The 26,236-nt window shown below is 21.9% G+C and carries 28 protein-coding genes and 6 tRNA genes; 10 read left to right on the top strand and 24 right to left on the bottom strand.

From position 1 onward, the window contains the following. Positions 1–65: 65 nt before the first annotated feature. The 9 genes from ESZ_RS00840 to ESZ_RS00880 all read right to left on the bottom strand — a co-directional run bounded on the left by ESZ_RS00840 (position 66) and on the right by ESZ_RS00880 (position 3,494). Complete coding sequence (locus ESZ_RS00840; RefSeq protein ID WP_176604906.1) at positions 66–311, bottom strand: BolA/IbaG family iron-sulfur metabolism protein; 246 nt, start codon at positions 309–311, stop codon at positions 66–68. A 2-nt stretch (positions 312–313) separates the two neighbouring features. Further along, on the bottom strand, positions 314–622 hold the full coding sequence (locus ESZ_RS00845; RefSeq protein WP_176604907.1) for a hypothetical protein: 309 nt from the start codon (positions 620–622) through the stop codon (positions 314–316). Then, positions 619–1,191: an MlaC/ttg2D family ABC transporter substrate-binding protein gene (locus tag ESZ_RS00850; RefSeq protein ID WP_176604908.1), complete on the bottom strand. Its 573-nt coding sequence runs from the start codon at positions 1,189–1,191 to the stop codon at positions 619–621. The genes ESZ_RS00845 and ESZ_RS00850 overlap by 4 nt, the downstream gene beginning before the upstream one ends. A 5-nt stretch (positions 1,192–1,196) precedes the next feature. Next, positions 1,197–1,658, bottom strand: coding sequence for an outer membrane lipid asymmetry maintenance protein MlaD (mlaD, locus tag ESZ_RS00855; protein ID WP_176604909.1), 462 nt, complete (start codon positions 1,656–1,658; stop codon positions 1,197–1,199). A 1-nt stretch (position 1,659) separates the two neighbouring features. Then, positions 1,660–2,451: a lipid asymmetry maintenance ABC transporter permease subunit MlaE gene (mlaE, locus tag ESZ_RS00860; protein ID WP_176604910.1), complete on the bottom strand. Its 792-nt coding sequence runs from the start codon at positions 2,449–2,451 to the stop codon at positions 1,660–1,662. Further along, complete coding sequence (locus tag ESZ_RS00865) at positions 2,423–3,223, bottom strand: ABC transporter ATP-binding protein (RefSeq protein WP_407925657.1); 801 nt, start codon at positions 3,221–3,223, stop codon at positions 2,423–2,425. The genes mlaE and ESZ_RS00865 overlap by 29 nt, the downstream gene beginning before the upstream one ends. 34 nt (positions 3,224–3,257) lie before the next feature. Beyond that, positions 3,258–3,330 (bottom strand) — tRNA-His (locus tag ESZ_RS00870). 11 nt (positions 3,331–3,341) lie between these two features. Then, positions 3,342–3,415, bottom strand: a tRNA-Arg gene (locus ESZ_RS00875). Between the two features lie 4 nt (positions 3,416–3,419). Further along, a tRNA-Pro gene (locus ESZ_RS00880) sits at positions 3,420–3,494 on the bottom strand. A 48-nt stretch (positions 3,495–3,542) separates the two neighbouring features. Between ESZ_RS00880 and ESZ_RS00885 the strand changes: the two genes are divergently transcribed. From ESZ_RS00885 to ESZ_RS00895, 3 genes are all read left to right on the top strand, one after another. Further along, positions 3,543–4,412 (top strand): bifunctional 5,10-methylenetetrahydrofolate dehydrogenase/5,10-methenyltetrahydrofolate cyclohydrolase, encoded by an 870-nt coding sequence (locus ESZ_RS00885; RefSeq protein ID WP_176604912.1) that lies wholly within the window; start codon positions 3,543–3,545, stop codon positions 4,410–4,412. Between the two features lie 24 nt (positions 4,413–4,436). Continuing rightward, positions 4,437–5,132 carry a YebC/PmpR family DNA-binding transcriptional regulator gene (locus tag ESZ_RS00890; protein ID WP_176604913.1) on the top strand — a complete coding sequence of 232 codons (696 nt, stop codon included), beginning with the start codon at positions 4,437–4,439 and terminating at the stop codon, positions 5,130–5,132. 143 nt (positions 5,133–5,275) lie between these two features. Beyond that, positions 5,276–5,348, top strand: a tRNA-Lys gene (locus ESZ_RS00895). On the opposite strand, the gene dnaJ is transcribed toward ESZ_RS00895, so the two are convergent. From dnaJ to rpsO, 10 genes are all read right to left on the bottom strand, one after another. Beyond that, complete coding sequence (gene dnaJ / locus ESZ_RS00900; RefSeq protein ID WP_176604914.1) at positions 5,346–6,470, bottom strand: molecular chaperone DnaJ; 1,125 nt, start codon at positions 6,468–6,470, stop codon at positions 5,346–5,348. The genes ESZ_RS00895 and dnaJ overlap by 3 nt on opposite strands. 22 nt (positions 6,471–6,492) lie before the next feature. Further along, positions 6,493–8,433 (bottom strand): molecular chaperone DnaK, encoded by a 1,941-nt coding sequence (dnaK, locus tag ESZ_RS00905; RefSeq protein ID WP_176604915.1) that lies wholly within the window; start codon positions 8,431–8,433, stop codon positions 6,493–6,495. Positions 8,434–8,448: 15 nt separating this feature from the next. Next, a complete protein-coding gene (locus ESZ_RS00910; RefSeq protein ID WP_176604916.1) occupies positions 8,449–8,967 on the bottom strand; it encodes a nucleotide exchange factor GrpE in 519 nt (172 codons plus the stop codon). 85 nt (positions 8,968–9,052) lie between these two features. Next, positions 9,053–10,288, bottom strand: coding sequence for an ATP-dependent Clp protease ATP-binding subunit ClpX (gene clpX, locus ESZ_RS00915; RefSeq protein ID WP_176604917.1), 1,236 nt, complete (start codon positions 10,286–10,288; stop codon positions 9,053–9,055). Positions 10,289–10,296: 8 nt separating this feature from the next. After that, positions 10,297–10,893: an ATP-dependent Clp endopeptidase proteolytic subunit ClpP gene (gene clpP / locus ESZ_RS00920; RefSeq protein ID WP_176604918.1), complete on the bottom strand. Its 597-nt coding sequence runs from the start codon at positions 10,891–10,893 to the stop codon at positions 10,297–10,299. Beyond that, positions 10,877–12,091, bottom strand: coding sequence for a trigger factor (locus tag ESZ_RS00925; protein WP_176604919.1), 1,215 nt, complete (start codon positions 12,089–12,091; stop codon positions 10,877–10,879). Before ESZ_RS00925 ends, clpP begins: the two co-directional genes overlap by 17 nt. A 17-nt stretch (positions 12,092–12,108) precedes the next feature. After that, positions 12,109–12,191 (bottom strand) — tRNA-Leu (locus tag ESZ_RS00930). A gap of 22 nt (positions 12,192–12,213) precedes the next feature. Continuing rightward, a tRNA-Lys gene (locus ESZ_RS00935) sits at positions 12,214–12,286 on the bottom strand. 1 nt (position 12,287) lies between these two features. Beyond that, positions 12,288–14,339: a polyribonucleotide nucleotidyltransferase gene (gene pnp / locus ESZ_RS00940; RefSeq protein ID WP_176604920.1), complete on the bottom strand. Its 2,052-nt coding sequence runs from the start codon at positions 14,337–14,339 to the stop codon at positions 12,288–12,290. A gap of 17 nt (positions 14,340–14,356) precedes the next feature. Beyond that, positions 14,357–14,629, bottom strand: a complete 273-nt coding sequence (gene rpsO, locus ESZ_RS00945) for a 30S ribosomal protein S15 (protein WP_176604921.1) — start codon at positions 14,627–14,629, stop codon at positions 14,357–14,359. Between the two features lie 126 nt (positions 14,630–14,755). On the opposite strand from rpsO, the gene ESZ_RS00950 reads away from it, so the two are divergent. Beyond that, complete coding sequence (locus tag ESZ_RS00950) at positions 14,756–15,652, top strand: DMT family transporter (protein ID WP_176604922.1); 897 nt, start codon at positions 14,756–14,758, stop codon at positions 15,650–15,652. On the opposite strand, the gene ESZ_RS00955 is transcribed toward ESZ_RS00950, so the two are convergent. Genes ESZ_RS00955 through ESZ_RS00970 form a run of 4 tightly spaced genes read right to left on the bottom strand, consistent with a single transcriptional unit; the run spans position 15,649 to position 19,849 of the window. After that, positions 15,649–16,410 carry a hypothetical protein gene (locus tag ESZ_RS00955; RefSeq protein WP_176604923.1) on the bottom strand — a complete coding sequence of 254 codons (762 nt, stop codon included), beginning with the start codon at positions 16,408–16,410 and terminating at the stop codon, positions 15,649–15,651. The genes ESZ_RS00950 and ESZ_RS00955 overlap by 4 nt on opposite strands. Continuing rightward, the gene (rsfS, locus tag ESZ_RS00960) at positions 16,400–16,720 is read right to left on the bottom strand and encodes a ribosome silencing factor (RefSeq protein ID WP_176604924.1); all 321 of its coding nucleotides are present in this window, start codon (positions 16,718–16,720) and stop codon (positions 16,400–16,402) included. Before rsfS ends, ESZ_RS00955 begins: the two co-directional genes overlap by 11 nt. Next, positions 16,683–17,516, bottom strand: coding sequence for a hypothetical protein (locus ESZ_RS00965; protein ID WP_176604925.1), 834 nt, complete (start codon positions 17,514–17,516; stop codon positions 16,683–16,685). The genes rsfS and ESZ_RS00965 overlap by 38 nt, the downstream gene beginning before the upstream one ends. Then, complete coding sequence (locus ESZ_RS00970) at positions 17,513–19,849, bottom strand: class I tRNA ligase family protein (protein ID WP_176604926.1); 2,337 nt, start codon at positions 19,847–19,849, stop codon at positions 17,513–17,515. The genes ESZ_RS00965 and ESZ_RS00970 overlap by 4 nt, the downstream gene beginning before the upstream one ends. A gap of 73 nt (positions 19,850–19,922) precedes the next feature. On the opposite strand from ESZ_RS00970, the gene mnmA reads away from it, so the two are divergent. Beyond that, positions 19,923–21,005, top strand: coding sequence for a tRNA 2-thiouridine(34) synthase MnmA (gene mnmA, locus ESZ_RS00975; RefSeq protein ID WP_206752495.1), 1,083 nt, complete (start codon positions 19,923–19,925; stop codon positions 21,003–21,005). Positions 21,006–21,007: 2 nt separating this feature from the next. Here mnmA and tilS read toward each other — a convergent pair whose 3' ends face one another. Further along, on the bottom strand, positions 21,008–22,183 hold the full coding sequence (gene tilS / locus ESZ_RS00980; RefSeq protein WP_176604928.1) for a tRNA lysidine(34) synthetase TilS: 1,176 nt from the start codon (positions 22,181–22,183) through the stop codon (positions 21,008–21,010). Positions 22,184–22,255: 72 nt separating this feature from the next. On the opposite strand from tilS, the gene thrS reads away from it, so the two are divergent. From thrS to pheS, 5 genes are read left to right on the top strand one after another with little or no spacing between them, the layout of a single operon-like run. Next, positions 22,256–24,139 (top strand): threonine--tRNA ligase, encoded by a 1,884-nt coding sequence (gene thrS / locus ESZ_RS00985; RefSeq protein WP_176604929.1) that lies wholly within the window; start codon positions 22,256–22,258, stop codon positions 24,137–24,139. 13 nt (positions 24,140–24,152) lie between these two features. Further along, the gene (gene infC, locus ESZ_RS00990) at positions 24,153–24,659 is read left to right on the top strand and encodes a translation initiation factor IF-3 (protein WP_277875229.1); all 507 of its coding nucleotides are present in this window, start codon (positions 24,153–24,155) and stop codon (positions 24,657–24,659) included. Between the two features lie 7 nt (positions 24,660–24,666). Continuing rightward, on the top strand, positions 24,667–24,861 hold the full coding sequence (gene rpmI, locus ESZ_RS00995) for a 50S ribosomal protein L35 (RefSeq protein WP_176604930.1): 195 nt from the start codon (positions 24,667–24,669) through the stop codon (positions 24,859–24,861). A 9-nt stretch (positions 24,862–24,870) separates the two neighbouring features. Beyond that, positions 24,871–25,221 carry a 50S ribosomal protein L20 gene (rplT, locus tag ESZ_RS01000; RefSeq protein ID WP_176604931.1) on the top strand — a complete coding sequence of 117 codons (351 nt, stop codon included), beginning with the start codon at positions 24,871–24,873 and terminating at the stop codon, positions 25,219–25,221. Between the two features lie 8 nt (positions 25,222–25,229). After that, positions 25,230–26,234, top strand: coding sequence for a phenylalanine--tRNA ligase subunit alpha (gene pheS / locus ESZ_RS01005; RefSeq protein ID WP_176604932.1), 1,005 nt, complete (start codon positions 25,230–25,232; stop codon positions 26,232–26,234). The last annotated feature ends 2 nt before the right edge of the window (positions 26,235–26,236 follow it).

Raw genomic sequence — 26,236 nt, forward strand, 5'->3', positions numbered from 1 at the left:
AAAAAAAACTTAAACCGGTTTTAAAAAAATCGATTTAAGTTTTTTTTTATTTGTAAAGTAATTATTTAGTCCTTATTTTCTATTAGCCATTCGTCTTTAGTGTAAGTTTTAAAGCTTATTGCGTGTATTGTTTTGTTTATAATGTAATTGCTTATTATATTATATATAAGTTGTTGTCTTTCAACCAAATCTTTATTTAAAAAGTCATTTGATATTATTATTGCGTTAAAATATTTATTGTCATTTGTAAATATTTTAATTTCTACATCAGGTATTTTTTTTGTTATTTCTGTTATTAAGGTTTGTTTCATTTTTATTCCTTTTTAATTTTTTCGTTTATTATGTCATGTAAATTATATACTTTGCTTAATTCTAATAACATTTCTGATACATTTAAGAATTGTATTTTTTTTTTAGTTTTCATTGAATATCTTATACAATTTATTATAAAAAGTAACACAGAGCTGTTTGAATTATATAAATTTTTTAAATCTATTTCTATCATATTCATATTTTTAGTTTTATCTTCAAAAAAAAATATAGTTTTTTCGATATTATCGAATGTAAGATATCCAATAACAAAAACTTTTTCGTTATTAAAAATTAATTCAACCTTATTCATGATTCATTAGCAATTTTTATTTTTTTAATTGCTTCATTAATACCTTGCAATCTTATAATTTCTGAATATTGCGTTTTCAAACTTTTTAATATGCTTATACCTTCTATTATCACATCAAAAACAAGCCAAGAATCATTATTTTTAATTAATCTGTACATTATAGTCACATTTTTATTATTTTTTTTCATAATGCTAGAAATTTGTGTTCGTGTATTATAAATATTATTGTCTATTTTTTTTGATTTTGGTGTTATAAATTCTACATCAGCATCTACATAGTAATATATTGTTTTGCTGTAAGTTTTTAGCATTATTTTTTTTAATTCATTTATAAATAATTCTCTTTGTTTTTCTGAACTATCTTTCCATATCTTTTTACCAGCTATCCATGTTGCTATTTCATTAAAATCTATATATTTTTCCATGGTTTCTTCTAAAAAAGAATTATTTTCTTTAACTAATGCTGGTTTGCATTCATTTATTATGTTTTGTATAAAATCAGATGGTGTTATAGCATTAGAATGTGCTAAGTTGCTTATAAAAAATATTATAAATATTATTATTTTCATTTTATTTACTTATTAAACGCGAGTTTTGATATTATTTCTTCAATTATTAATGCTTGAGTTGTTAATGTTACTATGTCTCCATCTTTTAAAAAGATTTCTTCATTTCCTATTTCTATTTGAATGTAACTATCTCCTAGTAAACTGCTCATAAGTATATTTATAGATGAATCTATAGGTATATTTTTGTAATTACAATTTATAGATAATTCTACTTGTGGATAATATTCATTTTCTTCTGATTTTTTAAGTTCTATCTTGCTTACACTGCCTATTTTTACGCCACCTATTGTTACTCTAGCTTTTTTTTTAAGGTTACCTATATTTTTAAATATAGCTTTTATCGTATAAGTATTTTCTTTTATATATATATTTTTTAGATCTGTTATTTGTGTTATTATTATTAACATTGATATTATACCAAGTAACACAAAAATTCCAACAAAAAATTCTGTTTTGTATTTAGTCATACTATTGCCATTGAAACATAATTGCTGTTAAACAAAAATTAAAACTTAATATTATAAATGATGAATATACAACTGTATTAGTTGTAGATAATGCTATTCCTTCAGTTGTTGGGTTACTATTTAATCCTTGATAAATTGATATCCAACTTATTATAAATCCAAATATTAAGCTTTTAATTAAACTATTTATTATGTCTATTCTAAAGTCTATGTTTTCTCTTATACTTGTCCAAAATATATCATTATCTACATTTAACCATAATACAGTAGATACATAACTTCCAATTATTGACACAACTATAAATATTAATGCTAATATTATCATTGACACTATACAAGCCCAAAATCTTGGAGCTATAATTTTAATTATTGGATTTACGCCCATCATTTCCATAGCTATTATTTGATCTGTGTTTTTCATTAAGCATATTTCAGCTGTTAATGATGCGCCAGTTCTTCCAGCAAATAGCAAAGCGCTTACGACTGGGCCAAGTTCTCTTATTATTGTTAACGCTGTCATTTGCCCTATTATTTCTTCAGTGCCAAATTTTTTAAGTATATAGCATCCTTGTAATCCAACAACCATGCCTATAAATAAACCTGATAGTATTATTAAGCCTAAAGATAGAACACCTATAAAATATATGTGTTTTATAAAGTTTTTTATATTTTTTTTAAGATTTAGAATAGCAAATATAGTTTTTTTTAATAAAATCGTTGCTTTTCCTAACTCATTAACAATGCCTATTATTTTTTCTCCAATGTTAACTATAATTAAATAAATCGTTTTCATATGTATTTTTAGAAGATTGATTAATTTTTTCGTAATTTATTTTTTTTTTTATAAAATATTGTGTAAATTCATTTTTACTTTGTTCTATTTTTTTAGGTGTACCTTCATCTATTATTCTTTTGTCATTTATTATATAGATGTAATCTGCTATGCTCATTGTTTCTATTACATCATGAGATACTATTATTGTAGTTGTTTTTAAAGATTTATTGAGTAACTTTATTAATCGCATTAAAGTAGCCATAGAAATTGGATCTTGCCCTGAAAATGGTTCATCATACATTATAATGCTTGGATCTAGAGCTATAGTTCTAGCTAAAGCCGTCCTTTTAGCCATACCTATTGATAATTCAGATGGCATTAAGTTATATACATTTTTCAACCCAACCGATTGTAACTTTATTAGCACCAAATCTCTTATTAATTTTTCTGATAAATTTGTGTGTTCTCTTATTGGAAAGGCTACATTTTCGTATACACTTAAATCAGAAAATAAAGCACCATTTTGAAATAAAATTCCTATATTTTTTCTAATTTTGTATAATTCCGAGTCTTTTAATTGTGATATTTCTTTATTTTGTATTTTTATTTTTCCACTATTTTGTGTTAGTTGGCGCCCTATTAACTTTAATAATGTAGTTTTTCCACATCCGCTTGGCCCCATTATTGCTGTTATTTTATTTTCTTTTATTTTTAAGGATATATTATCAAATATTATTTTATCACTATGTTTAAAAGATAAGTTTTCGATTGTTATTATTGACATAGACAATTATTTATTATTTTATATTCTTATATTTTTTTTGGGTGAATGATGGGGATTGAACCCACGACAACCGGAATCACAACCCGGTGCTCTACCAACTGAGCTACATCCACCATTTTTTTTTTGCGCTTGGCAGGAATCGAACCTGCAACCCCCAGCTTAGAAGGCTGGTGCTCTATCCAATTGAGCTACAAGCGCTTTTTCGGGGCAGAGGGATTTGAACCCCCGATCCTCTGCTCCCAAAGCAGATACGTTAGCCAGACTACGCTATGCCCCGTGTGTTACTATAATACACATAATAATTTTTTAGGTCAAATTTTTTTTTATGATAACTAAATTTTTTAATGGAAAATATTTTTTTGAAAATTTATTTAAAAATATTTGTAATGAAATATTTTTTTATAAATATTTTTCATACAAATCGTTATGTTTTTCTATTTTTATTGTAGGCAATATTTTTTCCGCAAATTTATATGTTAAAAATAAAATATATTCTTGCTATTTATCTAGTATTGATTTTTTAATTTTTAAATTTTCAAATGATGTCAAAATGAAAACATTATTAATGGTTTTAAAGATAGTGAAATTTGACATTTTAATTAATGGCATTATTATTCAATTGCCTTTAGTTTGTCGTTTAAACAAACCTGTTTTATTTAATTCTATATGTGTTTATAAGGATATTGATTTATTAAATTCGTTTAATTTTGGACATTATTATTTAAGTTATTCTAAAAATATTATTCCTAGTACAGTAAAGTCTGTATTATTTTTGTTAAAAAAGTTTAAAATTAATTGTGTTGGATTAAGATGTGTTGTTTTTGGGTTTTCAAATATTGTTGGCAAACCATTATCTTTAGAATTGAATTCTTTAGGTATGACTGTAGTTATTGTTAGTAAAAATGATTTGTATTTTTATGATATTTTAAAATCTAGTGATATTGTAATTTCTGCTGTTGGCATACTAAATTTTTTAAAAATTAAAAATGTTTCAAAAGGCTCATTAGTTATTGATATTGGTATAAATGAAAGTAACTATGATATTGTATTAGGCGATTTTTGTGTGGAATTTTCATCAAATTTTATTAATTTAATTACGCCTGTACCTGGTGGTATAGGACCTTTAACAGTTTATCATATTTTAGATAATTTTGTTAAAATTAATGTAAATAAAAATTTTGTAGCTATGGTATAATTTATTATTTAATAAGAAGATTTTATGGCTGGACATAGTAAATGGTCAAATATAAAACATAGAAAACAATCTAATGATTTAAAAAAAAGTAAATTATTTTCTAAATTAGCAAACGATATAAGAGTTTCAGTTGGGAATTCTAAATTAGATATAAATTCAAATGTTAAGTTAAAAAAAACAGTAGATAAAGCTTTATCTAATAATATGAGTAAAGATGTTATAAATAACATTATTTCTAGTTTGGATACTGCAAGTCAAATTAAAAATGTTTATTCCGCTACTGGAGATAATGGAGTATCTATAATTATGGAATGTTTAGATTACAATAAGAATAGAATAATAGGCGAAATCAGGTATGTGTTAAATCAATATAATATGGCATTAGTGCCATTTAAATCTATAGAATATACTTATTTTAAAATAGATAAAATTTCTTTAAATTCTGATTATAATGATAGATTATTATTTTATTATTTAGATGAATTATTTTTAAAAGATGTTTTTAGTAATTCTATTTATTCAAATATAGATTTATCAAAAGATTTATTCTCTTTATTAAAAGTTTTAGATATTGGTTTTGAAGTTTGTAAAATTCTTTACCCAAAAAATGTTATTAAATTAGATTGCAATAATAGCAACAAATTTTGTAATATGATCATCGAGTTAGAAAAATTACCTTATATAGCTAATATTTTTTCCAATTTTTTAAAAAAATTATAGTTTTATTAAAATTTTTGTTTTAATTTTTTATACAATACTTGTTGCCTTTATCATTAATATTATATACTATAAGTATTCATTAGTTGTTTGTAATTTAGTAATATATAATAATTTTTATAAACATGTAGCAATGAAAAAAAAATGGGTCGTTAGCTCAGTTGGTAGAGCAGTGGACTTTTAATCCATTGGTCGTAGGTTCAATCCCTACACGGCCTATTTTATTTTTTTATCTATAAAATTTTTTAATAAATTTTGCCAGCTAGTTATTTTAGGAAAATTTATCTTCTTAACAGTAGTCTCAAAATCTGTCAAAATTTTAATTTGAGTTTCGGTTAAATCTATAGGTGTTTCTATTATTATTTTACAAAATAAATCACCATATGAATTATTTCTTAAATTTTTTATTCCTTTATTTTTTATTCTAAAAACTTTATTTGTTTGAGTTTCTTTTGGTATTTTTATTTTAATATTTCCTGTCAAGCATGGAACTTCTATTTCTCCACCTAAAATTGCTGTATTAAATGTTATTGGTACATCACAATATAAATCTGATTCTTTTCTAATAAAAATATCATGTTTTTTTATTTTTATTTGTATATATAGATCACCTGCTGGTCCACCATTTTTTCCTATTTCTCCTTCTTCACTTAGTTTGATTTTATCATTATCATTTATACCTGCAGGTATTTTGGCTGAAATTGTTTTTTCTGATTTGATTCTACCTTTTCCATAACAATTCGCACATATTTCCTTTATATATGATCCTTGACCATTACATTTATCACAAGTTTGTTGTATTGTTAAAAAACCTTGTTGTAATCTAATTTGTCCATATCCGTTACATTTATTACACTTAATAAAAGAATCTTTATCTTTTGCGCCAGATCCATTACATTTTTCACAACTTATTTGTGTGTTTATTTTAAATATTGCTTCTAATCCGTTGGCAGCTTCTTCTAACTCTATTTTTAAAATATGTAGTAAATCATTTCCTCTGTGTGAATATGGTTTATTTTTAGATGTTGTATTATGATCTCCAAATAAATCGCCAAATATGTCACCAAAAATATCAGTAAAGTGCGATGTTGAATTTGAGTATGTGTTGGATGTATTGTTAAATCCTGAATGTCCATATTGATCATAAATTTGTCTTTTGCTTGGGTCAGATAATATTTCATAAGCTTCACCTATTTTTTTAAAGTTTTCCTCAGCTTTTTTGTCTCCTGGATTTCTATCTGGATGGTATTTCATTGCCATTTTTTTATATGCTTTTTTGACTTCCATGTCACTAGCATTTCTATCTATTCCCAAAACGTTATAATAATCTTCTTTATTCATTAATTTTTTTTTAATCTAAACTTTATTTTTTGTTATTTTTAATTTCTTCGTAGTCAGCATCTACTACATGTTCTTCTGTAGTTTTATCTTTTTTTGTATCATTTTCGTTATCATCATTATTTTTATCATTATCATTATCATTTTTATTTGATGTAGCTTGATGCAATAATGTGACAGTTTTATTTAATTCATTTATTTTTTCTTCTATTTCATTTTTATTGTCATTTGATAATAAGTCCTTTAATTCTTTTATTATTTTTTCTATATTATTTTTATCATTTATATTTATTTTATCTCCAATGCTATCCATTGCTTTTTGAGCAGAATGAATTTCACTGTCAGCTCTATTTTTTAACGCAACTAATTCATCAAATTTTTTATCTGCTTCAACATTCATTTCAGCGTCTTTTATCATTTTTTTAATTTCATCATCTGATAATCCACTTGAAGCTTTTATAACCATGTTTTGTTCTTTATTTGTTGATAAATTTTTAGCAGAAACTTTCAATATACCATTTGAATCTATATCAAAAGCTACTTCTATTTGTGGAATACCTCTTGGAGAAGCTGGAATATCCGTTAAATCAAATTGGCCTAATAATTTGTTAGCGGCTGCTTGTTTTCTTTCTCCTTGAAAAACTCTAATTGTAACAGCAGGCTGATTGTCTGTTGCTGTTGAAAAAATTTGTTTTTTACTTGTAGGTATTGTTGTATTTTTATCTATTAGTTTTGTCATTACACCACCCATTGTTTCTAACCCTAAAGATAATGGTGTCACATCTAATAATAAAACATCTTTTATTTCTCCAGACAATACACCACCTTGAATTGCAGCACCTACTGCTACAGCTTCATCTGGATTTATATTTTTTTTGATTTCTTTTTTAAAAAAAAATTTTACAGCTTCTTCTACTTTTGGCATTCTTGTTTGTCCACCAACTAAAATAACTGTACTTATTTCTTTTATATCCTTACCAGAATCTTGCATAGCGATTCTACAAGGTTCTAATGTTTGTTCTATTAAATGTTCTACAAGTGATTCTAATTTTGCTCTTGTTAATTCTATATTTAAATGTTTTGGTCCACTTGCATCAGCTGTTATATAAGGCAAGTTTATTTCAGCTATATCTTTTGAGGATAATTCAATTTTTGCTTTTTCTGCTGTTTCTTTTAATCTTTGTAAAGCTATAGAATCATTTTTTAAATCAATCCCTGTGTTTAATTTAAAATCTTTTATTAAATAATCTATTATACAAGTATCAAAATCTTCTCCACCTAAAAATGTGTTACCATTTGTTGATAATACTTCAAATTGTTGTTCTCCATCAACATCCGATATTTCTATTATAGAAATATCAAAAGTTCCACCACCTAAATCGTATACAGCTATTATAGAATCGCCTTTTTGTTTATCTAATCCATATGCTAATGCCGCGGCAGTTGGTTCATTTATCATTCTTTTTACATCTAAGCCAGCTATTTTACCTGCATCTTTTGTAGCTTGGCGTTGAGAATCATTAAAATAAGCCGGCACCGTTATTACAGCTGAAGTTACTTTTTTACCTAAATAATCTTCAGCTGTTTTTTTCATTTTCATTAAAATTTCTGCTGATACTTCTTGTGGAGAAATATTTTTACTTCCAATCTTTACCCAAGCATCTCCATTTGGTGACTCTGTTATGTCGTAAGGAACTGTTGATTTATTTTTTTGTACTATTGAATCATTATATTTTCGTCCAATCAATCTTTTTATTGCAAACAAAGTATTTTTAGGATTTGATATTCTTTGATTTTTTGCAACTTGACCTACTAATTTTTTATCATTTTTTACATAAGCAACTACAGAAGGCGTAGTTCTTGCTCCTTCATTATTTTCTATAACTTTAGGTTGCCCATTTTCAAGAATTGCTACACAAGAATTTGTCGTACCTAAATCTATACCTATTGTTATTTCTTTTGACATTTTTTTTCCCTTTTTTTAATTTTTTCTTTTCAACACAGATACTTTTACATATCTTAATACTCTATCATTTAAAATATACCCATTTTGTAAAACCGTTTTAATTGTATCGTCTTCTTCTATATCATCTTTGTATTCTACTGATATTGCTTCATGTTTTGAAATATCTAGTTTTTCATTTTCTTCCGTTGATATTTTTTTTAGATTGTATTTATCTAAAATATTTAGAAGCATTTTATGCATTAAAATTACTCCATCTATATTTATTAAGTTATCTTCAGTTTTTTTTTTAAAACACAATTCAAAACTATCTAGTAATGGTATAAAATCACATAATATATTTTGTAACGCGAAATTAGATGTATTTAATATTTCCTTATCAGTGCGCTTTTTTAAATTTTCCATTTCAGCTTTACATCTTACAAATAATTCCCAATTATTTTTAGATTCATTATTTAACTTATCTATTTCCAAATTTAATGATTCTATTTTTTCATTTAAATTTTGCTGTGTATTATTTATATTTGTTTCGTTCATTTCAAGAATATTGTTTCTAATTTTATATTAATGGTGGGGACTAAATTTTGCTATTCAAGTATGTTAATGTATTTTTTTTAATTTGTTATTTTTTATTAATCAAAATTGGGTTAGAATTATTTTTTATAACAGAATCATTTATTATTATTTTTTTTATATTTTTTTTAATTGAAGGTAAATTGTACATTGTATCTAAAAGTATTTCTTCTAATATTGAACGTAATCCTCTTGCGCCTGTATTCCTTTTTTTAGCTCTAGTTGCTATTTCTTTTAATGAGTCAGTATCAAATTCTAACTCTACATTTTCAAAACTAAATAATTTTATATATTGTTTTATCAAAGCATTTTTAGGTTTTGTTAAAATATCTATTAATGCATTTTCGTCTAAATTTTTTAAAATACTTATTATAGGTAATCTTCCAACAAACTCTGGTATTAATCCATATTTTATTAAATCTTCTGGTTCGACATTTTTAAATATTTCGGATTCAATATGTTCATCTTTTAAATTTGCTGAAAAACCTATACCACTTTTATTTAATCTTTGAGAAATTATTTTATTTAGCCCTATAAATGTTCCACCACAAATAAAAAGTATTTCTGTAGTATCTACTTGAAGTAATTCTTGTTGAGGATGTTTTCTTCCGCCTTGTGGTGGAACTGATGCTACTGTACCTTCTATTAGTTTTAATAAAGCTTGTTGCACGCCTTCACCAGACACATCTCTTGTTATTGAAGGGCTTTCACTTTTTCTGCAAATTTTATCTATTTCATCAATATAAACTATGCCTTTTTGAGTTTTTTCAATATTATAATCGCTATTTTGTAGTAATTTTTGTATTATATTTTCCACATCTTCTCCAACATAACCAGCTTCTGTTAATGTTGTTGCATCTGCTATTGCAAATGGAACATTCAAAACCTTTGCTAAAGTCTCAGCTAATAATGTTTTGCCGCTGCCAGACGGACCAATTAATAATACATTACTTTTACTTATTTTAGGTTCAGCGGTTTTGCTAGAATTTTTTAATCTTTTATAATGATTATAAACTGCTACTGATAATATTTTCTTAGTTTCATCTTGCTGTATTATGTATTGATTTAATATATCATTTATTTCCATTGGTGTCGGTAATTTTATATTTTCTATACTATCTGATTTTTTGTTATCACTATTATATGCCAATATATCATTGCATAATTCTATACATTCATCACATATAAATACATTAGGTCCTGATATTAATTTTTTAATTTCAAGTTGGGTTTTATCACAAAAAGAACACTTTAGTATAGATTTTTTATTATTTTTTGTATTCATTATATCACCTAATCTCTTTTGTATATTATTTTATCTATTAATCCATAATTTAAAGCGTCTTCTGCTGACATAAAATAATCTCTTTCTGTATCTTTTTCTATATCTATAATATTTTTTTCCGTATGTTTTGACAATATTTTATTTAAGTTAGATCTTATTTTAATTATTTCTTCTGCATGTATTTTTATATCTGATGCTTGTCCTGAATAAGAACCTAATGGTTGATGTATCATTATTCTAGAATTTGGGAGTGCATATCTTTTATTTTTATTTCCAGCTGATAATAATAGTGCTGCCATACTACATGCTTGCCCTATAGATATCGTACTTATTTCTGGTTTTATAAATTGCATTGTATCATATATAGATAATCCAGCCATAACTGATCCGCCTGGGGAATTTATGTAGATTGCTATGTCTTTATTTTGATTTTCTGATTCTAAAAATAATAATTGAGACACTATTAAACTTGATATCTCATCATTTATTTCTCCAACTATGAAAATTATTCTTTCTTTTAATAATCTAGAAAATATGTCATATGAACGTTCCCCTCTACCAGTTTGTTCTATAACAATTGGTACTAAATTAATATTTGTGTACATTTTCAATTTCCAGTTTTTTTAAATCTTTATATGTTATTTTTTTTGTCATCTTATTAGCTTTGTTAAGTATTAAATTAAATATTTTTTCTTCTAAAAGATTATTTTCTATCTTTTTATAAAGATCATCTTTATTGTTTTTAACATTTTTATAAAATGTGTCTAAAACTTTTTGTATTTCATCATGTAATACATTTATGTTAAACTTAATTTTTATTTCATTTAATAATAATTCTAGCTTTATATTTTTTTCTATTTCTATTTTATCAACCTTCATTTCTTTTTTTTCATAATCATTTAATGACTCTGTCATTAAATATTTAGGAATTTCAAATGTGTTATTTTCTAATAACTTATTTATAATTGATACTTTTAATAATTTTTTTGTTACGTTTTTGCTTATTTTTTCTAGTTTGTCTTTTATTTTTTCAATAATGTCTTCTTTTATATATAATTTTTCTTTTAATTCTATTTCTGTTTCTATTTTTTTGCTTCTCATAATTTTTTTAATGTAAATCTTAATGAGATTTTTATTATAAAAAATTTTATCAAATATTTTAATGTCTTTTATGTTTATTGAAATATCCATTCCCGTGCTGTAATTTTTAATTATATTTATGAACCCATCAAAAAATACAAATTCTTCATGTAAAAATACATCATTATTTATCAAAAGTGGGGTTTCTTGTTCATTTTCTAAAGAGAAAATATCCAATGTTATTAGATCTCCAAAATTTATGGGCAAATTTGTTTCTTCCCACTTACCATTAATAATTTTTAATTTTTCTATTTCATCAGCTATTTCTTCATCTTTTATTTCAGATATATATTCAATAATTTTAATGTTATCTATATTTAATTTTATTTCAGGCAATATTTCAAAATTTATTACTACTTTTGTATTTTCATTTATTTTTGATATTTGAAATATTGGTAAATTAATTATTTTAAAGTTATTTTTATTTATTAACTCTATGAAAATTTTATTTATTAATTCTTTAAGCGAATCATTTGTTATTTTTTCGCCAAATTTATTTATTAAGACATCTTGAGTTATATGGCCTTTTCTAAATCCTTTGATTGTAATTGATTTTAATAATTCCGATATTTTTTTATTTTTTTCATTTTCTATTTCTTCGTTAGATAGAGTTATTATTATTTCTTTTTCTAACAAATCTTTTTTTTTAATCTCTACGTTCATAATATAAATATCCAAAATACGAAAGGAGAGATTCGAACTCTCACAGGATATTCCTACTGGGTCCTAAACCCAGCGCGTCTACCAATTCCGCCACTCTCGCTACCAATATTTTATAAAAATTTTGAGCCGTGTAGGAATTGAACCTACGATCAGCTGATTAAGAGTCAGCAGCTTTACCAACTAAGCTAACGGCTCATTATTCAAATATATTTAAACTTATTTTACCATCTGTATCAATATTAGATATTACAACATCAATAACATCATCTTCTTTAATTTCCCATAAAGGATTTACAGTTTTATATTTGTTAATTTTACTTATATGTAATAAACCATCTGTTTTATTCATTATATTTACAAAAGCACCAAATTGAATTATTCGCGTAACCTTTCCTCTAAAAATTGTGCCTATTTTCACTTCTTTTATTAAATTTTTAATATCATTTATTACTAAATTTATATTTTCTTGTGAATTAGCTGAAACTCTTATTATTCCATCATTTGATATATTTATTTCGCATTCATATTTTTCTGTTAAATCTTTAATTATAGATCCATTTTTACCTATTATATCCTTTATCTTATTTTTATTTATATGTAATACTTTTATCTTAGGTGCCTTTTCAGATAACTTTTCTTTGTGTTTTGGGATTAATGTTATCATTATGTTTAACAATTTATTTGTTGCTAACCCTGCTTCATTTATTATGTTTTTTATTAAATTTAGTGTTATTCCTGGTATTTTTAAATCCATTTGTAAAGCAGTTATACCATTTTTTGTTTTTGCTAATTTAAAATCCATATCACCAAAAAAATCTTCTTCACTTGAAATATCTGTTAGAATAATACAATCATTTTCTTCTTTAATTAATCCCATTGCTATTCCAGCAACATGATTTTTAATAGGAACCCCAGCATCCATTAAAGCTAAACTACTGCTACATACAGTAGCCATTGAGCTAGATCCATTAGATTCTGTTATCTCGGATACAACTCTAATTACATATGGAAATTCATCATAAAGTGGTATTATATAGTTTAAAGCATTTTTAGCCAGATTACCATGCCCTATTTCTCGTCTTTTTATTACATTTACATTTCCTAGTTCGTTAACTGCATATGGTGGAAAATTATAATGTAATATAAAGTTATTTTTATAACAAGAAAAAAATGGGCAATCTATTAATTGTAAATCTTTGTGTGTGCCTAATGTTACTACAGCTATTGATTGAGTTTCGCCTCGCGTAAAAATAGCTGATCCATGTGTTGATTTAAATATGTTTGTTTCTGAATTTATATTTCTTATCTCATTAAAAATTCGTAAATCTAATCGTTTACCTGTATCAATTATTTTTTTTCTAATTATTTTTTTTTCTATACTGCTTATTATTTGTGTTAATATATTTTTATTATTTAAATTATTTTTTTCATTTATTAAATCTGTTAATAAAGTATTTTTAAATTCTTTAACTTTATTTTTATCATAATTATAATATAATTCATAAAATATTTTTTCATATTTATTGAATAAAATACTACTTACTTCATCATAATTACTTGATAATTTCAATTTTTCTTGCTTTTTTAATTTTATTTTAAGTTCTTGAATTGATTTTATCACATTATTGAATTCTGTTAATCCAGTTTTTAAACACTCTAATAAAATTTCTTCTTTTATTTCATTAAAACTACCTTCTATCATGGTTATTTTATCTTCTGTGCCTGATAAAACTAACTCCATAAAAGATTGTTTCATTTCGCTTGAACTTGGATTTACTACTACTAAATTATTACATAATCCTATTCTGACTGAAGATATTGGTAAAAATGGAAGATCTGATAATGCTAATGCTATAGATACACCATTTATTGCTAATATATCCGGATTTATTTCTTTATTTATTGATAAAACTGTTACTGTTATCTGTATTTCTAATTTAAGATCTTTCGGAAACATTGCTCTAATTGACCTATCAATTAATCTAGCAATTAAAATTTCTCTTTCACTAGGTTTACCTTCTCTTTTAAAATAATTAAACGGTATTTTACCATTTGCATAAAACCGCTCAAAATATTCAACTTTTAGTGGCAAAAAATCACAATCATCTGTTTGAGCATAAACTATTGTTATTAATAAAGTTGTACCTTCCACATCTAAAAATATCGAAGAAGCAGTATTTCTGGCTATTTTTCCTATTTCTATATTTAAAGTGTAATTATGTAATTTTATATCTGTTTTAATGTACAATTTTTTTTTCCTTTTTATTATTTTCTAATATTTAGATATTTTGTTATATGATCATATTTTTCTTTATCTTTAATTTTTAAATATTTTAATAAACTTTTTCTTAAATTAACTTTTTTAATCAATCCTATTTTAGAATGATTATCTTTTTTAAATTTTTTTAAATGTGTTGTTAACATATCTATTTCAAAGGATAATGATGATATTTGAACAATACTTGATCCACAATCTTTGTTATGCATTTTTAAATTATCTACTATTTCCTTTTTATTTGTATTTAATTCTGAACTCATAATATTATTTACCTATATAACAAAAAATTTTAATTTTTTTTTTGTATTAAATTATATATATTTAACTTTTGACTGTCTATATTTTAATTGGTATTATTTTAAATTAATTTATATTTTTTAATTAAATTGAAAAAAATACGACTTTTATTAGTTTTTTTGTTATTTGCTTTGTTTGCTAGCGTGTTTTCATTACAAAAAATTTGTTTGTGTTATGCTGATCCATTGTTTCTTATGGGGTTTAGAATGGCATTATCTGGGTTTTTGTTAATATTTATATTATTTTTAAATGGTAAAATAAAAATTAAAAAAGAACATTTTTATTTATTCTTTCTATTGGGATTATTTAATATTTATTTTACAAATATATTTGAAATATTAGGACTTAAAACTATGTCATCAGCTAAAGCGTGTTTAATATATAGTTTATCTCCGTTTTTAACAGCTTTTATAGCACCTATTTTTTTAAATGAATTTATAACTGCTAGAAAATTTTTTGGGATATTAATAGGTTTTTTTGGTTTAATACCAATGATTTATATAAAATCATTAGAAGAATTAAATATTAAAACTATATGGGTATTTTCAATGTCTGAATTATTTTTATTATTTGCTGTATTTTTCAGTGTTATAGGTTGGATTTTTTTAAAAAAAATTCAATTAAAAGGATATTCATTTTTTTTAGCCAATGGTATAAGTATGTTTTTTGGTGGTTTTTGTATTCTAATTACATCTTTTGTTGTAAATGAAAACTGGAACCCTTTTCCTATTTATAACCTTTTCTATTTTATGTTTTTTACATTTTTAACAGCCATAATTTCTAATATAATTTGTTATAATCTTTTTGGTTATCTTTTAAATTATTTCTCCGCTACTTTTATGACATTTTCTGGATTAATGACTCCATTTTTTGCTGCTTTTTTCGGATATTTTTTTTTAAAAGAGGGTATAACATGGCATTTTTTTTTATCTGTTTTTATATTTTTTTTTGGGTTGTTAATTTTTTATTTTGACGAAAAAAATTAAGCATTAATGTATTCTATTATAAAATTTATTAATAAAAAAATATTTAAATTATTATTTTTAAATGTGTTTTTTTTATATTTTTCTAAAACATTTAATATAAAAAATGTATTTTTTTTAATCAATTTTTTTTTAATTTCATTGTTTATTAATATCCTATTTTTTTTTAAAGAAAAATTGTATAAATAAATTTTAAAAAAAAATATTAACGAATCTATTATTATTACTTTATCTATATTTAAAAAGTTTGTTGGTTTAAAGCTAAATTTTTTGTTTAAAAATTTATAATATATGAATTTTATAACTTTTATAGATATTAGATTGACTTTATTCTTTACATAAAAAATTAATGATAAATTATTTATTTTTAAATTTTTATTATTTAAAAAAAGTAAAAAATATGTGTTATTATTTTCAACATTATTTTCTAAAAATTTTATAATGTTTTTGCTTTTATTGTTTAAAAATAAAAATACAACTTTTATGTTAGAAAAAATTGGTTTATTTTTAATAAATTTTTCTAAAATAAAAATTTCATTATTTACTAACTCAAAATAATCATAATTTATATTTTTTTTAAATCTTATGCATGATTTGCATTTCTTGCAAATAAATTCTTTTTTTTTCGTGCACATTAACCATATAGCTATATTTTTTATTTTAAAAAAATCATTTTTATTTAAATTATAAATAGATATAATTCGTGGTAAATTATTTTTATAAAAATAAAACTTAATTGTCCTGAAAATTTTATTTATCATTTTCAATTTTATTATATAACGATTCTAAGTCATAATAAGCTCTAGCCTCTTTTAACATAATGTTTATAATAATGTTTTCTAATTCTATTAGCACCCAATCTGTATTAACGCCTGCCTTTGTATATATTACACCACTAAAATTCTTTTTTAAAAAAATTGTTAAATTTTTTGTAATGCTATTTATATGAACAAAGGATGTCCCAGTTGTTATTATTATTTCACTTTTTTCTGTAAATCCAAAATCTTTTTCTAAAATTAGAATATTTAATGCTTTACTTTTTTGTAATATATTTAATATTAAGGTTATCAAAATAATTTCCCCTATTTCTCTTTTCAAAAAATGTATTAATTATGAAATTAAATAATATTATTTCGTAATTTAATTGTTCATTATTTTTTTCATTTATATCTAAAATTATAAATAGATACATTATAAATTTATTTTTAAAGTTAAGTTCGTCATATTTTTTTAATAAATTAACATGATTATTCTTATTTTTATATGCATATAAAAGCATATTTATTTTTTTTTTATGTAAATTTATTAAAGAAAAGTCATAATTAATATTTAAATTTATATTTAACAATAATTGCAATAAAGATTTATTATAAATGTTTAATTCGAAATTTATTATAAAAAGTTCAAGTTTTTTTTTAAAAAAAATACTTAAATAATTGCAAATTCTATCATTGAAATAATATGATTTGTAAATAAAAAATTGTTTAATCCATAAAAAATTTTCTCTATAAGTTAATTCTTTAAATGTTATTATAATTATATATTTTTTAAAAAAATAATTTATTTTATTTATAAAAGTTTTATCTTTAAAATCGTTAGATATTAATATAATAACATTATTGTTAGATATTAATTTGTGTATAATTTCATTATCAAAAATATTATGAAATTTTTCTTTAAAAACTAATATTTTATTAGCATATGTACTACAATTAAAATCTTCAAAATTTACTAAAAAAATTTTTCTTTTAAAAAAATTTTTAATTATGTTGAAAATTATGACACTTCTTAAAGAATCATCTAATAAAAAAAAAAATTTAAAATTTTTCTTTAAAAAAAACATTAATTCAAAATCATTTACTATCATTTAACTACTAAATTTATAAGTTTTTCTTTTTTATAAAAAACATTTTTTATTTCTTTATTTTCTAAAAATTTATTAAGATTATTATCCATAAGAATAAGTTTTGTTAAATTTTCTTGATTAGTATTTTTTTCTATTTGTATTTTTTTCTTAAATTTTCCATTTATATATATTGGTATCCATATTAAAAGTGGATTTTCATTAATTAAATCGATATTTTTTGGAAATGATTCATTTAATATTGTAGTATTTTTTTTAAGTATGTGAGTCCATATAACATGTGTTATATGAGGAGAAAATGGTGATAACAATATAATTATAGCTTCCAATATTTTTTTAAATATATATTTATTTATATCGTATGTTATTTCCATTTTATATATTAAATTTGTCAATGTCATTAAAATTGCTATAACAACGTTAAATGTCATTTTATTATCAATTATTGATTTTATATTAATTAAACTATCATTATATGATTTAACTATAGATAATTGAATTTCATTTAAATTTTCTTCTTTTATAAAAAAATCGAAATTTTCATTTAAATTTTGTATTTTTTTTGATAAATTCCATATTTTATCTAGAAATTTTTTACAGCCAATTATTCCATTTTCATTCCATTCAAAAGATTGTTCTGGTGGTGCTACGAACATAATAAATAATCTTAATGTGTCAGCCCCATATTTAGATATTATTTGAGCTTGATCTATTATATTGCCTTTAGATTTAGACATTTTTGATCCATGCATCAATACCATTCCTTGTGTCAATAAATGAGTGAATGGTTCGTCATAATTTAAAATATCAAAGTCTTTCATTACTTTACAAAAAAATCTTGCGTATATTAAATGTAAATTTGCGTGCTCAATACCGCCAATGTATTGATCAACAGGCAACCATTTATTTAAGTACTTGCTGTTTAAATTTTTTTTACATAAATATTTAGCATAATACCAAGATGATTCAAAAAAAGTATCAAAAGTATCTGTTTCTCTTTGAGCTTTATTTTTACATTTGTAACATAATATATTAATAAAATATTTATTTTTTTTTAATGATATATTTTTGTAACATTTTTGATTAATTTTTGGTAATTTAATTGGTAATCTTTCTATATTTTCTGGTATAATTCCACATTTTGAACAATCAATAATTGGGATAGGTACGCCCCAATATCTTTGCCTTGAAATGCACCAATCTTTTAAATTGTAATCATTAATTATTTTTATTTTTTCATATTTATTTAATATACGAAACGATAATAGACTTTTATTATTATTATTTAAATTTTTCAATAAAAAATTTAAATTATCATAATTATTAATTTTACTAATCACTATCTTCGATTGGCTATTTGTTAATATTTCTATTTCTTCTATTTTTATATTTAAATTATTTTGTTTGTTAAAAATATATAAGCAGTTAGTTATGTCATCGTTTATAAATAAAATATGTGTTTTATTATTTAATTTATTTAGCAATAAAATTTGTTCAACATTATCTAAAGAAATGAAATGTTTGTTTTTTATTAAATCTAGATTTTCTTTTGAAATTTGGATAAAAAGAATATTATTTAAATTATTAATTTGTTCAAAGAATAAATTTAATTCTAGATTATTTTCAATATCATTATAATTTATATTATATCCAACTTTTTTTTCTATCCAATTTTTTTGCATATCTTTTACTTTTTGTGGCCAATGTTTTAATTTTAAAAGATCATCAAATAATAAATCTGCGTATTTTGTTATACTAATGTACCATTGATTTATTTTTTTTCTTTCTACTAAAGCGTTAGAACGCCATCCTCTACCATCTATTACTTGTTCATTGGCTAAAACTGTTTTATCTATTGGATCCCAATTTACAAATGTATTTTTTTTATAAACTAACTCGGATTCAAAAAGCTTTATAAAAAACATTTGTTCCCACTTGTAATAACTATAATGTGATGTATTTATTTCTCTATTCCAATCAAAACTAAACCCTAAATTTTGTAATTGTGTTTTCATGTCTTTTATATTTTTTTTGGTCCATTCTTCCGGAGATATATTATTGTCTCTTGCGGCATTCTCTGCAGGCATGCCAAAAGCATCCCATCCAATAGGATTAAATACAACATGTCCACACAATTTTTTATAGCGTGAAATTATATCACCTATTGTGTAATTTCTAATGTGCCCCATATGTAATTTACCACTTGGATATGGGAACATAGATAAACAATAGTACTTGTTTTTTATATTTATCTTCTTTAAAGTGAAAGATTTATTTTTTTTCCAAAATTCTTGCGCTATTTTTTCTATTTCATTTGGCGAATATTTATCTATCATATTATCTAAAAAATTATTCTATTTTTTAATTATAACATTTCTTAAATATAGAAAATATATTTTAATATTTTTTATGTTTAGTATTTTTTATTATATGACATGTAAAAAAAAAATTGCTTTATCATTTTCTGGTGGGTTAGATTCTTCTTTTTCCACATTTATTTCAAAAAAAAATAATTTTTATATAGAAGTTTTTTTTATAAAAAATTGGAATGCTTTTGAAAATAAAAATTGTTTTTTTAAAATAGATTTAGTTTATGTAAAAAATTTATGTAAGAAATTTAAAATTAAGTTGCATATTTTAGATTATTCTAAAATTTATTGGAATTCAGTTTTTTTACTTTTTTTAAAATCATTGAAAATGGGACTAACTCCAAATCCGGATGTGTATTGTAATAGAGAAATAAAATTTAAAATTTTGTTTTATTATTTAATTTATATATTAAAATTTGATTTTTTATCGACAGGACATTATTCAAAAATATTAAAATTTAAAAAAAAAAATATTTTTTTAGTAAGCGCAGATTTAAAAAAAAATCAAACATATTTTTTATTTAATATAGATAAAATAGCACGAAAAAAAATTTTTTTCCCAATATCTAACTATTTGAAATCATCAATAAAATTGTTTATCTATTATTTTAATTTTTTAAATTTTAATAAAAAATCTAGTATTGGAATATGTTTTATTGGTGAAAAAAAATTTAAAGTTTTTATAAATAAATATATTAAAAAAAAAGCAGGGTTTGTCATTGATGACAAAAAAAAAATTATAGCAAAACATGATGGAATTTTTTTTTACACTATAGGTGAAAAATTTTTTTGTTGTGAAAATGTCGATAAGAGTTATATCTTTAAAAAAAATATTAATAAAAATTTATTATATGTTACGAATGAAAAAGAAAAATTATTAATGCAACACATTTTAATTAAAAAAATAAATTTCAAAGGTAAAGAAAGTAAAAACATTTATTTTACAAAAACAAGACATTCTATAGATTTTAATTTATCAATTTTTTATTGGAATAAAATTTATAAAAAATACGCTATTTTTTTTAAATTTAAACAAAAAATTGTTAATCCTGGGCAATATGTTGTTTTTTATAAAAATAATGAATGTATTGGCGGAGGCGAAATATTTAAAATAATAAAATAAACTCATTTTAATACCTTAATATAAAAAAAATTTCTTAAAAATTTAGAATAAATTTTTGATTTCCATATACCAGATAATATAATTAAAAAATTATCATACTTTATTATCATATGTTTTTTTTTATCTATATTTAATATTAAATTATTTAAAAGAATTCCATCAATATTAAAATTCAATGAATTGGAATTTTTAATTTTTTTATAAAAATTATTACTTTTTAAAAATTTAAAATTAAAAAAATGAGTTTTTATCTTTTTAATATAAAGTTTTTTTAAATTTATATAAAACATAAAATTATTTATTTTAAAAAATGAAAATTTATTTCTATTTATTAAAATTTTATTTAATTCATTAATATGTTTATATGATAAAGGTTTAATATTGTTATTTTTTATAAAAATCTTAAGTATTTCAGTTTTAATATAAGATGGTAAAAAATTAATACTGTCTAAATTTAAATAGTTATTATTTTTATTTTTTTTTAGAAAAAAATTACACCTATATTTAATATATAAATTCAAATATTTAGATAAGTCTATATACCTTAAAATTGGCGTTTTAAAATTTTGCCATTTTTTATTAATTTCATTAAATAAATTATATCTTATAAAATTTCTATTAAACTTAATATCAAAATTAGTAAAATCAGTTATGTAATTAATATTGTTTTTTGTTGCGTAATTAAATATTTGATCTTTATTAAAATCAGTCATAGGACGAAAAATTGAAAAATTTTTATATACTGGGTTATCACTTATGCTTGAAAATCCAGTAATTCCACACCCTCTGAAAAGATTTAAAAAAAAAGTTTCTATTATATCATTAGAATTATGCGCAAGTAATAAAGTTGTTGATTTATTTAGTAATTTTAAAAATATTTTATATCTTATAATTCTTAATTCTTGTTCTAAATTTTTATCTTTAATGCTATTAATGAAAAAAGTTGTAATAGGTATTTTATATTTATAACATTGAGTTTTACAAAAAATATACCAATTTTTTGCATTTTTATTATTCATATAATTTATGTTTATAACTCTAATTGAAAAGTCTTTTTTTTTCAAAATATTAAAACATAGATGCAATAAGACGCTTGAGTCTATTCCACCACTATAACCAATATATACTTTTCTATTGATTTTAAAATTAATAAATTTTTCGTGAATTTTTTTAAACATAAAACTGTGTATACTATTGTAATTTAATTATGTATTATTATATTAAATAATAAGTATTTTATTAATTTATATATGATAACTGTAATAGATAATAATATTATATTTTTTAAAAAAAAAAATTCTTTTAAAGAAGAAAAAAGAAAACTTTTCAAAAATACATTTAATTTTTTTATATCTATTTATTTAAATGGAAAAATTAAAACAGTAGGCTACGAATTGGTAATAAATGCAACGTTAATTTTTATTAAAATAAATAGTTCAAAAGCATTAAGCATAATAAGACATTCATGCGCACATTTATTAGCACATTCATTGATTAATATTTATAAAGATATTAAATTGTCCGTTGGACCTGTTATAAAAAATGGATTTTATTATGATTTTTTTTCAAATGTAAAATTATCTTTTTCTGATTTAAAAAAAATAGAAAAAAAAATGTTTGGTTTAACAAAAAAACAATTTGAAATAATAAGAGTTAATGTAAATAAAGACGCAGCAAATATTCTGTTTAAGCATAATAAGTATAAAAAAGAAATCATAGATAATATATCAGAAAATAGCATAATATCTATATATGAACAAGATGATTTTTCAGATTTATGTAGAGGCCCACATTTGCCAAATGTTTCTTTTTTAAAATTTTTTAAATTAATTAAAATTTCTGGAGCGTATTGGAAAAATAATAATAAAAATGAAATGTTATATAGAATATATGGGACTGCGTGGGAATCAAAAAGAAATTTGCATAAATACGTTAATAAAATAAATAATTTAAAAGAATGTGATCATAGAGTTCTAGGAAAACATCTTAATTTATTTGATTTTTATAAACATTCTCCAGGTGTAGTTTTTTGGAATAAAAATGGGTGGAATATATACACAAGCATTAAGGAATTTATTAAGAAAACTCTTGAAAAATTTAATTACTTTGAAGTAAACACTCCTGTTTTGACAGGTTCATTTTTATTTAAAAAATCTGGGCATATTGACAAATTTATAGATAATATGTTTATTTGTAATATAAAAAATAATATAAATGTTTTAAAACCAATGAATTGTCCTTGTCACATAGAATTATTTAATAATTTTTATAAAAAAAGTTATAAGAATCTACCATTTAGAATAGCAGAGTTTGGCATGTGTTTTAGAAACGAATTATCTGGATCTTTGCATGGATTAATGCGATTAAAAAACTTTACGCAAGACGACGGTCATATTTTTTGTTCAGATTATCATTTAGAGAATGAAATCATAAATTTCATTCATCTTTTAAAAAATGTTTATTATAAATTTGGATTTAATATTTTTAAATTAGTGTTATCTAAAAAGCCTATAGATATTTCTGATAATTTAGATATTTGGTATAAAGCTGAAAAAATTTTAGAAAATGTTATAAAAAAACTTAAAATAAATTATTCTGTTTCAAATGATGGTGCATTTTATGGTCCAAAATTGGAATTTTCTTTACGGGATAAATTTAATCGTATATGGCAATGTGGAACAATTCAAGTGGATTTTTTTACAGCAAAAAATTTAAACGCTAAATATGTTGATCATAAAGGTTTTTTGCAAACTCCAATAATTTTACACAGAGCTATTTTAGGATCAATAGAAAGATTTATAGGCATTCTTATAGAAAATGGATCTGGATATCTACCATTATGTTTAACACCAATACATTTCATTTTAATATATATAAGTAATAAATATTTATTTTATGTAAAAAACATTTATAATATAATTAAAAACAAATATAATGTTACAATATATTTTGGAAATGAAAGGTTAGAGTATAAAATTAAACATTGTATTTTAAAAAAAATACCATATATCATAATAATTGGAAATAAAGAATATACAAGTAAAACAATAACTTTAAGAGATAATAAAACAAATTTTGTGAAAAATATCTCATTGAAAAACTTTTTAAAAGAATTTAATTTTAAAGGAGATTAATATTAGAAACAAAATAAATAATGAAATAAAATCATTGCAATTAAGATTAATAGATGAAAATGGAAGACAAGTTGGAGTGGTTTCTTTAGAAGAAGCCTTAAAGATGGCAATAGCTGCAAATTTAGATTTGGTTGAAATTCAACCAAAATTAGTACCGCCTGTTGCAAAAATAATGAATTATGGTAAATTTCAGTTTTCTATAAATAAAAGAAAATCTTTAGCAAAAAAAAAGCAAAAAGAAATAAAAATTAAAGAAGTAAAATTTAGACCAAATACTGGAAATAATGATTATTTAATAAAATTAAAAAATATTAAAAATTTTTTATTAAATGGAAATAAAATTAAAATAATAGTTTGTTTTAAAGGTAGAGAAATAATTCATAAAAATTCTGGACTTGAATTAATGAAAAAAATATGTTTTGATTTGCAAGATTTTTGTAAGGTAGATGCTGATCCAAAATTTGAAGGTAAAAATATAATAACTATTATTAGTTCATTGACTAAAATAAAAAACCCGTAGGATTTATATGAAAATTAAAACGCACAAAAGCGCTTATAAACGTTTTAAAAAAACAAAAAGCGGAAATTTTAAACATAAACAATCTTTTTTAAGACATATTTTGACAAAAAAAACTTCAAAAAGAAAAAGACAGTTAAGACATTTAAAATGTGTAGATATTTCTCATAAAAAAACTTTAAATAGAGCTTTGTTATATATATAGGAAAATAAAATGAGTAGAGTAAAAAGGGGAGTTACAGCTAGAAAAAGACATAAAAAAATTTTAAATAGAGCAAAAGGCTATTATGGAGCTAGAAGTAAAGTATTTAGAGTAGCAAAACAAGCTGTTATAAAAGCTTTGCAATATTCATATAGAGATAGAAAATGTAAAAAAAGATTAATGCGACAAAATTGGATAATAAAAATAAATGCAGCAGTTAGACAGTTTGATTTGTCTTATAATAATTTTATTTTTTTGATGAAAAAAAATAATATATTAATTAATAGAAAAGTGTTATCAGAAATAATTGATAAGAACTTTGAAATATTTACACAATTAGTACATAAGATTAAAAATGCGTAATAATTATTATGAAAGAGCTAGAAATTTATGACCTTTTAAATGTTTTTAAAAAAGAAATAACATTTATAAATAACATTTCAGATATTAATAAAATTAATTCTTTATATCTTGGAAAAAATGGTAAGTTAAATAAAATTTTTGATTATTTAAAAAAAGAGAATTCAAATAATAAAACTGAACTTTTAAAAACAGTGAATAATGTAAAGTCAGAAATATTAATTTTAATAAATACAAAAAAAAGTGAAATATTTAATAAAGAATCAATAATAGATTTTGATTTTACAATACCTAAAAATTATTATAATGTAGGATCTATGCATATAATAAATAAAACCATTACTGATATTAAAAAGTTTTTTAATATTTTTGGATTTAAGTGTGAAAATGGAATAGAAATAGACAATAAATATAATAATTTTGACGCATTAAATATGCCATTGAATCATCCATCAAGAAATTTACAGGATACGTTTTATATAGATGATTTTTTTTTGTTAAGAACACACACATCAAATATGCAGATTCATTTAATGAAAAATAAAATGCTTCCAATGCGTTTTTTATCTTGTGGAAAAGTTTATAGAAGAGATTATGATTTATCACATACACCAATGTTTCATCAAATAGAAGGCTTTATTATAGAAACTAATATATCTTTATCTAACTTAAAATTTATATTATTAGAATTTCTTAACTTTTTTTTTAATAATACAATAATAACGAAATTTAGATCATCTTATTTTCCATTTACAGAACCTTCTTTTGAAGTTGATATAAAATGTTTTTATTGTAGCGGCATTGGTTGTTCTATATGTAAAAGTAGTGGATGGATAGAGATACTTGGATGTGGATTAATACATCCAAATATATTAAAAGAATGTGACATAGATCCTTTTATATATAATGGATTAGCTTTTGGAATAGGTGTAGAACGATTAGCTATGATAAAATATAAAATAAACGACATTAAGTTATTTTTTGAAAACAATATTGAATTTTTGAATCAATTTTAAAT

The sequence above is a fragment of the Candidatus Azoamicus ciliaticola genome (assembly GCF_902860225.1).
Classification (GTDB): Bacteria; Pseudomonadota; Gammaproteobacteria; order UBA6186; family Azoamicaceae; genus Azoamicus; species Azoamicus ciliaticola.

What these genes read in the sequence shown, in the direction of transcription:
- ESZ_RS00910 (WP_176604916.1), bottom strand. Translation starts at nt 8,967, where the DNA reads ATGAACGAAACAAATATAAATAATACACAGCAAAATTTAAATGAAAAA.
- thrS (WP_176604929.1), top strand. Translation starts at nt 22,256, where the DNA reads ATGATAACTGTAATAGATAATAATATTATATTTTTTAAAAAAAAAAAT.
- ESZ_RS00955 (WP_176604923.1), bottom strand. Translation starts at nt 16,410, where the DNA reads ATGATAAATAAAATTTTCAGGACAATTAAGTTTTATTTTTATAAAAAT.
- tilS (WP_176604928.1), bottom strand. Translation starts at nt 22,183, where the DNA reads ATGTTTAAAAAAATTCACGAAAAATTTATTAATTTTAAAATCAATAGA.
- ESZ_RS00845 (WP_176604907.1), bottom strand. Translation starts at nt 622, where the DNA reads ATGAATAAGGTTGAATTAATTTTTAATAACGAAAAAGTTTTTGTTATT.
- dnaJ (WP_176604914.1), bottom strand. Translation starts at nt 6,470, where the DNA reads ATGAATAAAGAAGATTATTATAACGTTTTGGGAATAGATAGAAATGCT.
- ESZ_RS00885 (WP_176604912.1), top strand. Translation starts at nt 3,543, where the DNA reads ATGATAACTAAATTTTTTAATGGAAAATATTTTTTTGAAAATTTATTT.
- dnaK (WP_176604915.1), bottom strand. Translation starts at nt 8,433, where the DNA reads ATGTCAAAAGAAATAACAATAGGTATAGATTTAGGTACGACAAATTCT.
- mlaE (WP_176604910.1), bottom strand. Translation starts at nt 2,451, where the DNA reads ATGAAAACGATTTATTTAATTATAGTTAACATTGGAGAAAAAATAATA.
- ESZ_RS00965 (WP_176604925.1), bottom strand. Translation starts at nt 17,516, where the DNA reads ATGATAGTAAATGATTTTGAATTAATGTTTTTTTTAAAGAAAAATTTT.
- clpX (WP_176604917.1), bottom strand. Translation starts at nt 10,288, where the DNA reads ATGAATACAAAAAATAATAAAAAATCTATACTAAAGTGTTCTTTTTGT.
- rplT (WP_176604931.1), top strand. Translation starts at nt 24,871, where the DNA reads ATGAGTAGAGTAAAAAGGGGAGTTACAGCTAGAAAAAGACATAAAAAA.
- ESZ_RS00840 (WP_176604906.1), bottom strand. Translation starts at nt 311, where the DNA reads ATGAAACAAACCTTAATAACAGAAATAACAAAAAAAATACCTGATGTA.
- ESZ_RS00890 (WP_176604913.1), top strand. Translation starts at nt 4,437, where the DNA reads ATGGCTGGACATAGTAAATGGTCAAATATAAAACATAGAAAACAATCT.
- rpmI (WP_176604930.1), top strand. Translation starts at nt 24,667, where the DNA reads ATGAAAATTAAAACGCACAAAAGCGCTTATAAACGTTTTAAAAAAACA.
- ESZ_RS00970 (WP_176604926.1), bottom strand. Translation starts at nt 19,849, where the DNA reads ATGATAGATAAATATTCGCCAAATGAAATAGAAAAAATAGCGCAAGAA.
- ESZ_RS00925 (WP_176604919.1), bottom strand. Translation starts at nt 12,091, where the DNA reads ATGAACGTAGAGATTAAAAAAAAAGATTTGTTAGAAAAAGAAATAATA.
- mnmA (WP_206752495.1), top strand. Translation starts at nt 19,923, where the DNA reads ATGTTTAGTATTTTTTATTATATGACATGTAAAAAAAAAATTGCTTTA.
- rpsO (WP_176604921.1), bottom strand. Translation starts at nt 14,629, where the DNA reads ATGAGTTCAGAATTAAATACAAATAAAAAGGAAATAGTAGATAATTTA.
- ESZ_RS00850 (WP_176604908.1), bottom strand. Translation starts at nt 1,191, where the DNA reads ATGAAAATAATAATATTTATAATATTTTTTATAAGCAACTTAGCACAT.
- pheS (WP_176604932.1), top strand. Translation starts at nt 25,230, where the DNA reads ATGAAAGAGCTAGAAATTTATGACCTTTTAAATGTTTTTAAAAAAGAA.
- mlaD (WP_176604909.1), bottom strand. Translation starts at nt 1,658, where the DNA reads ATGACTAAATACAAAACAGAATTTTTTGTTGGAATTTTTGTGTTACTT.
- clpP (WP_176604918.1), bottom strand. Translation starts at nt 10,893, where the DNA reads ATGTACACAAATATTAATTTAGTACCAATTGTTATAGAACAAACTGGT.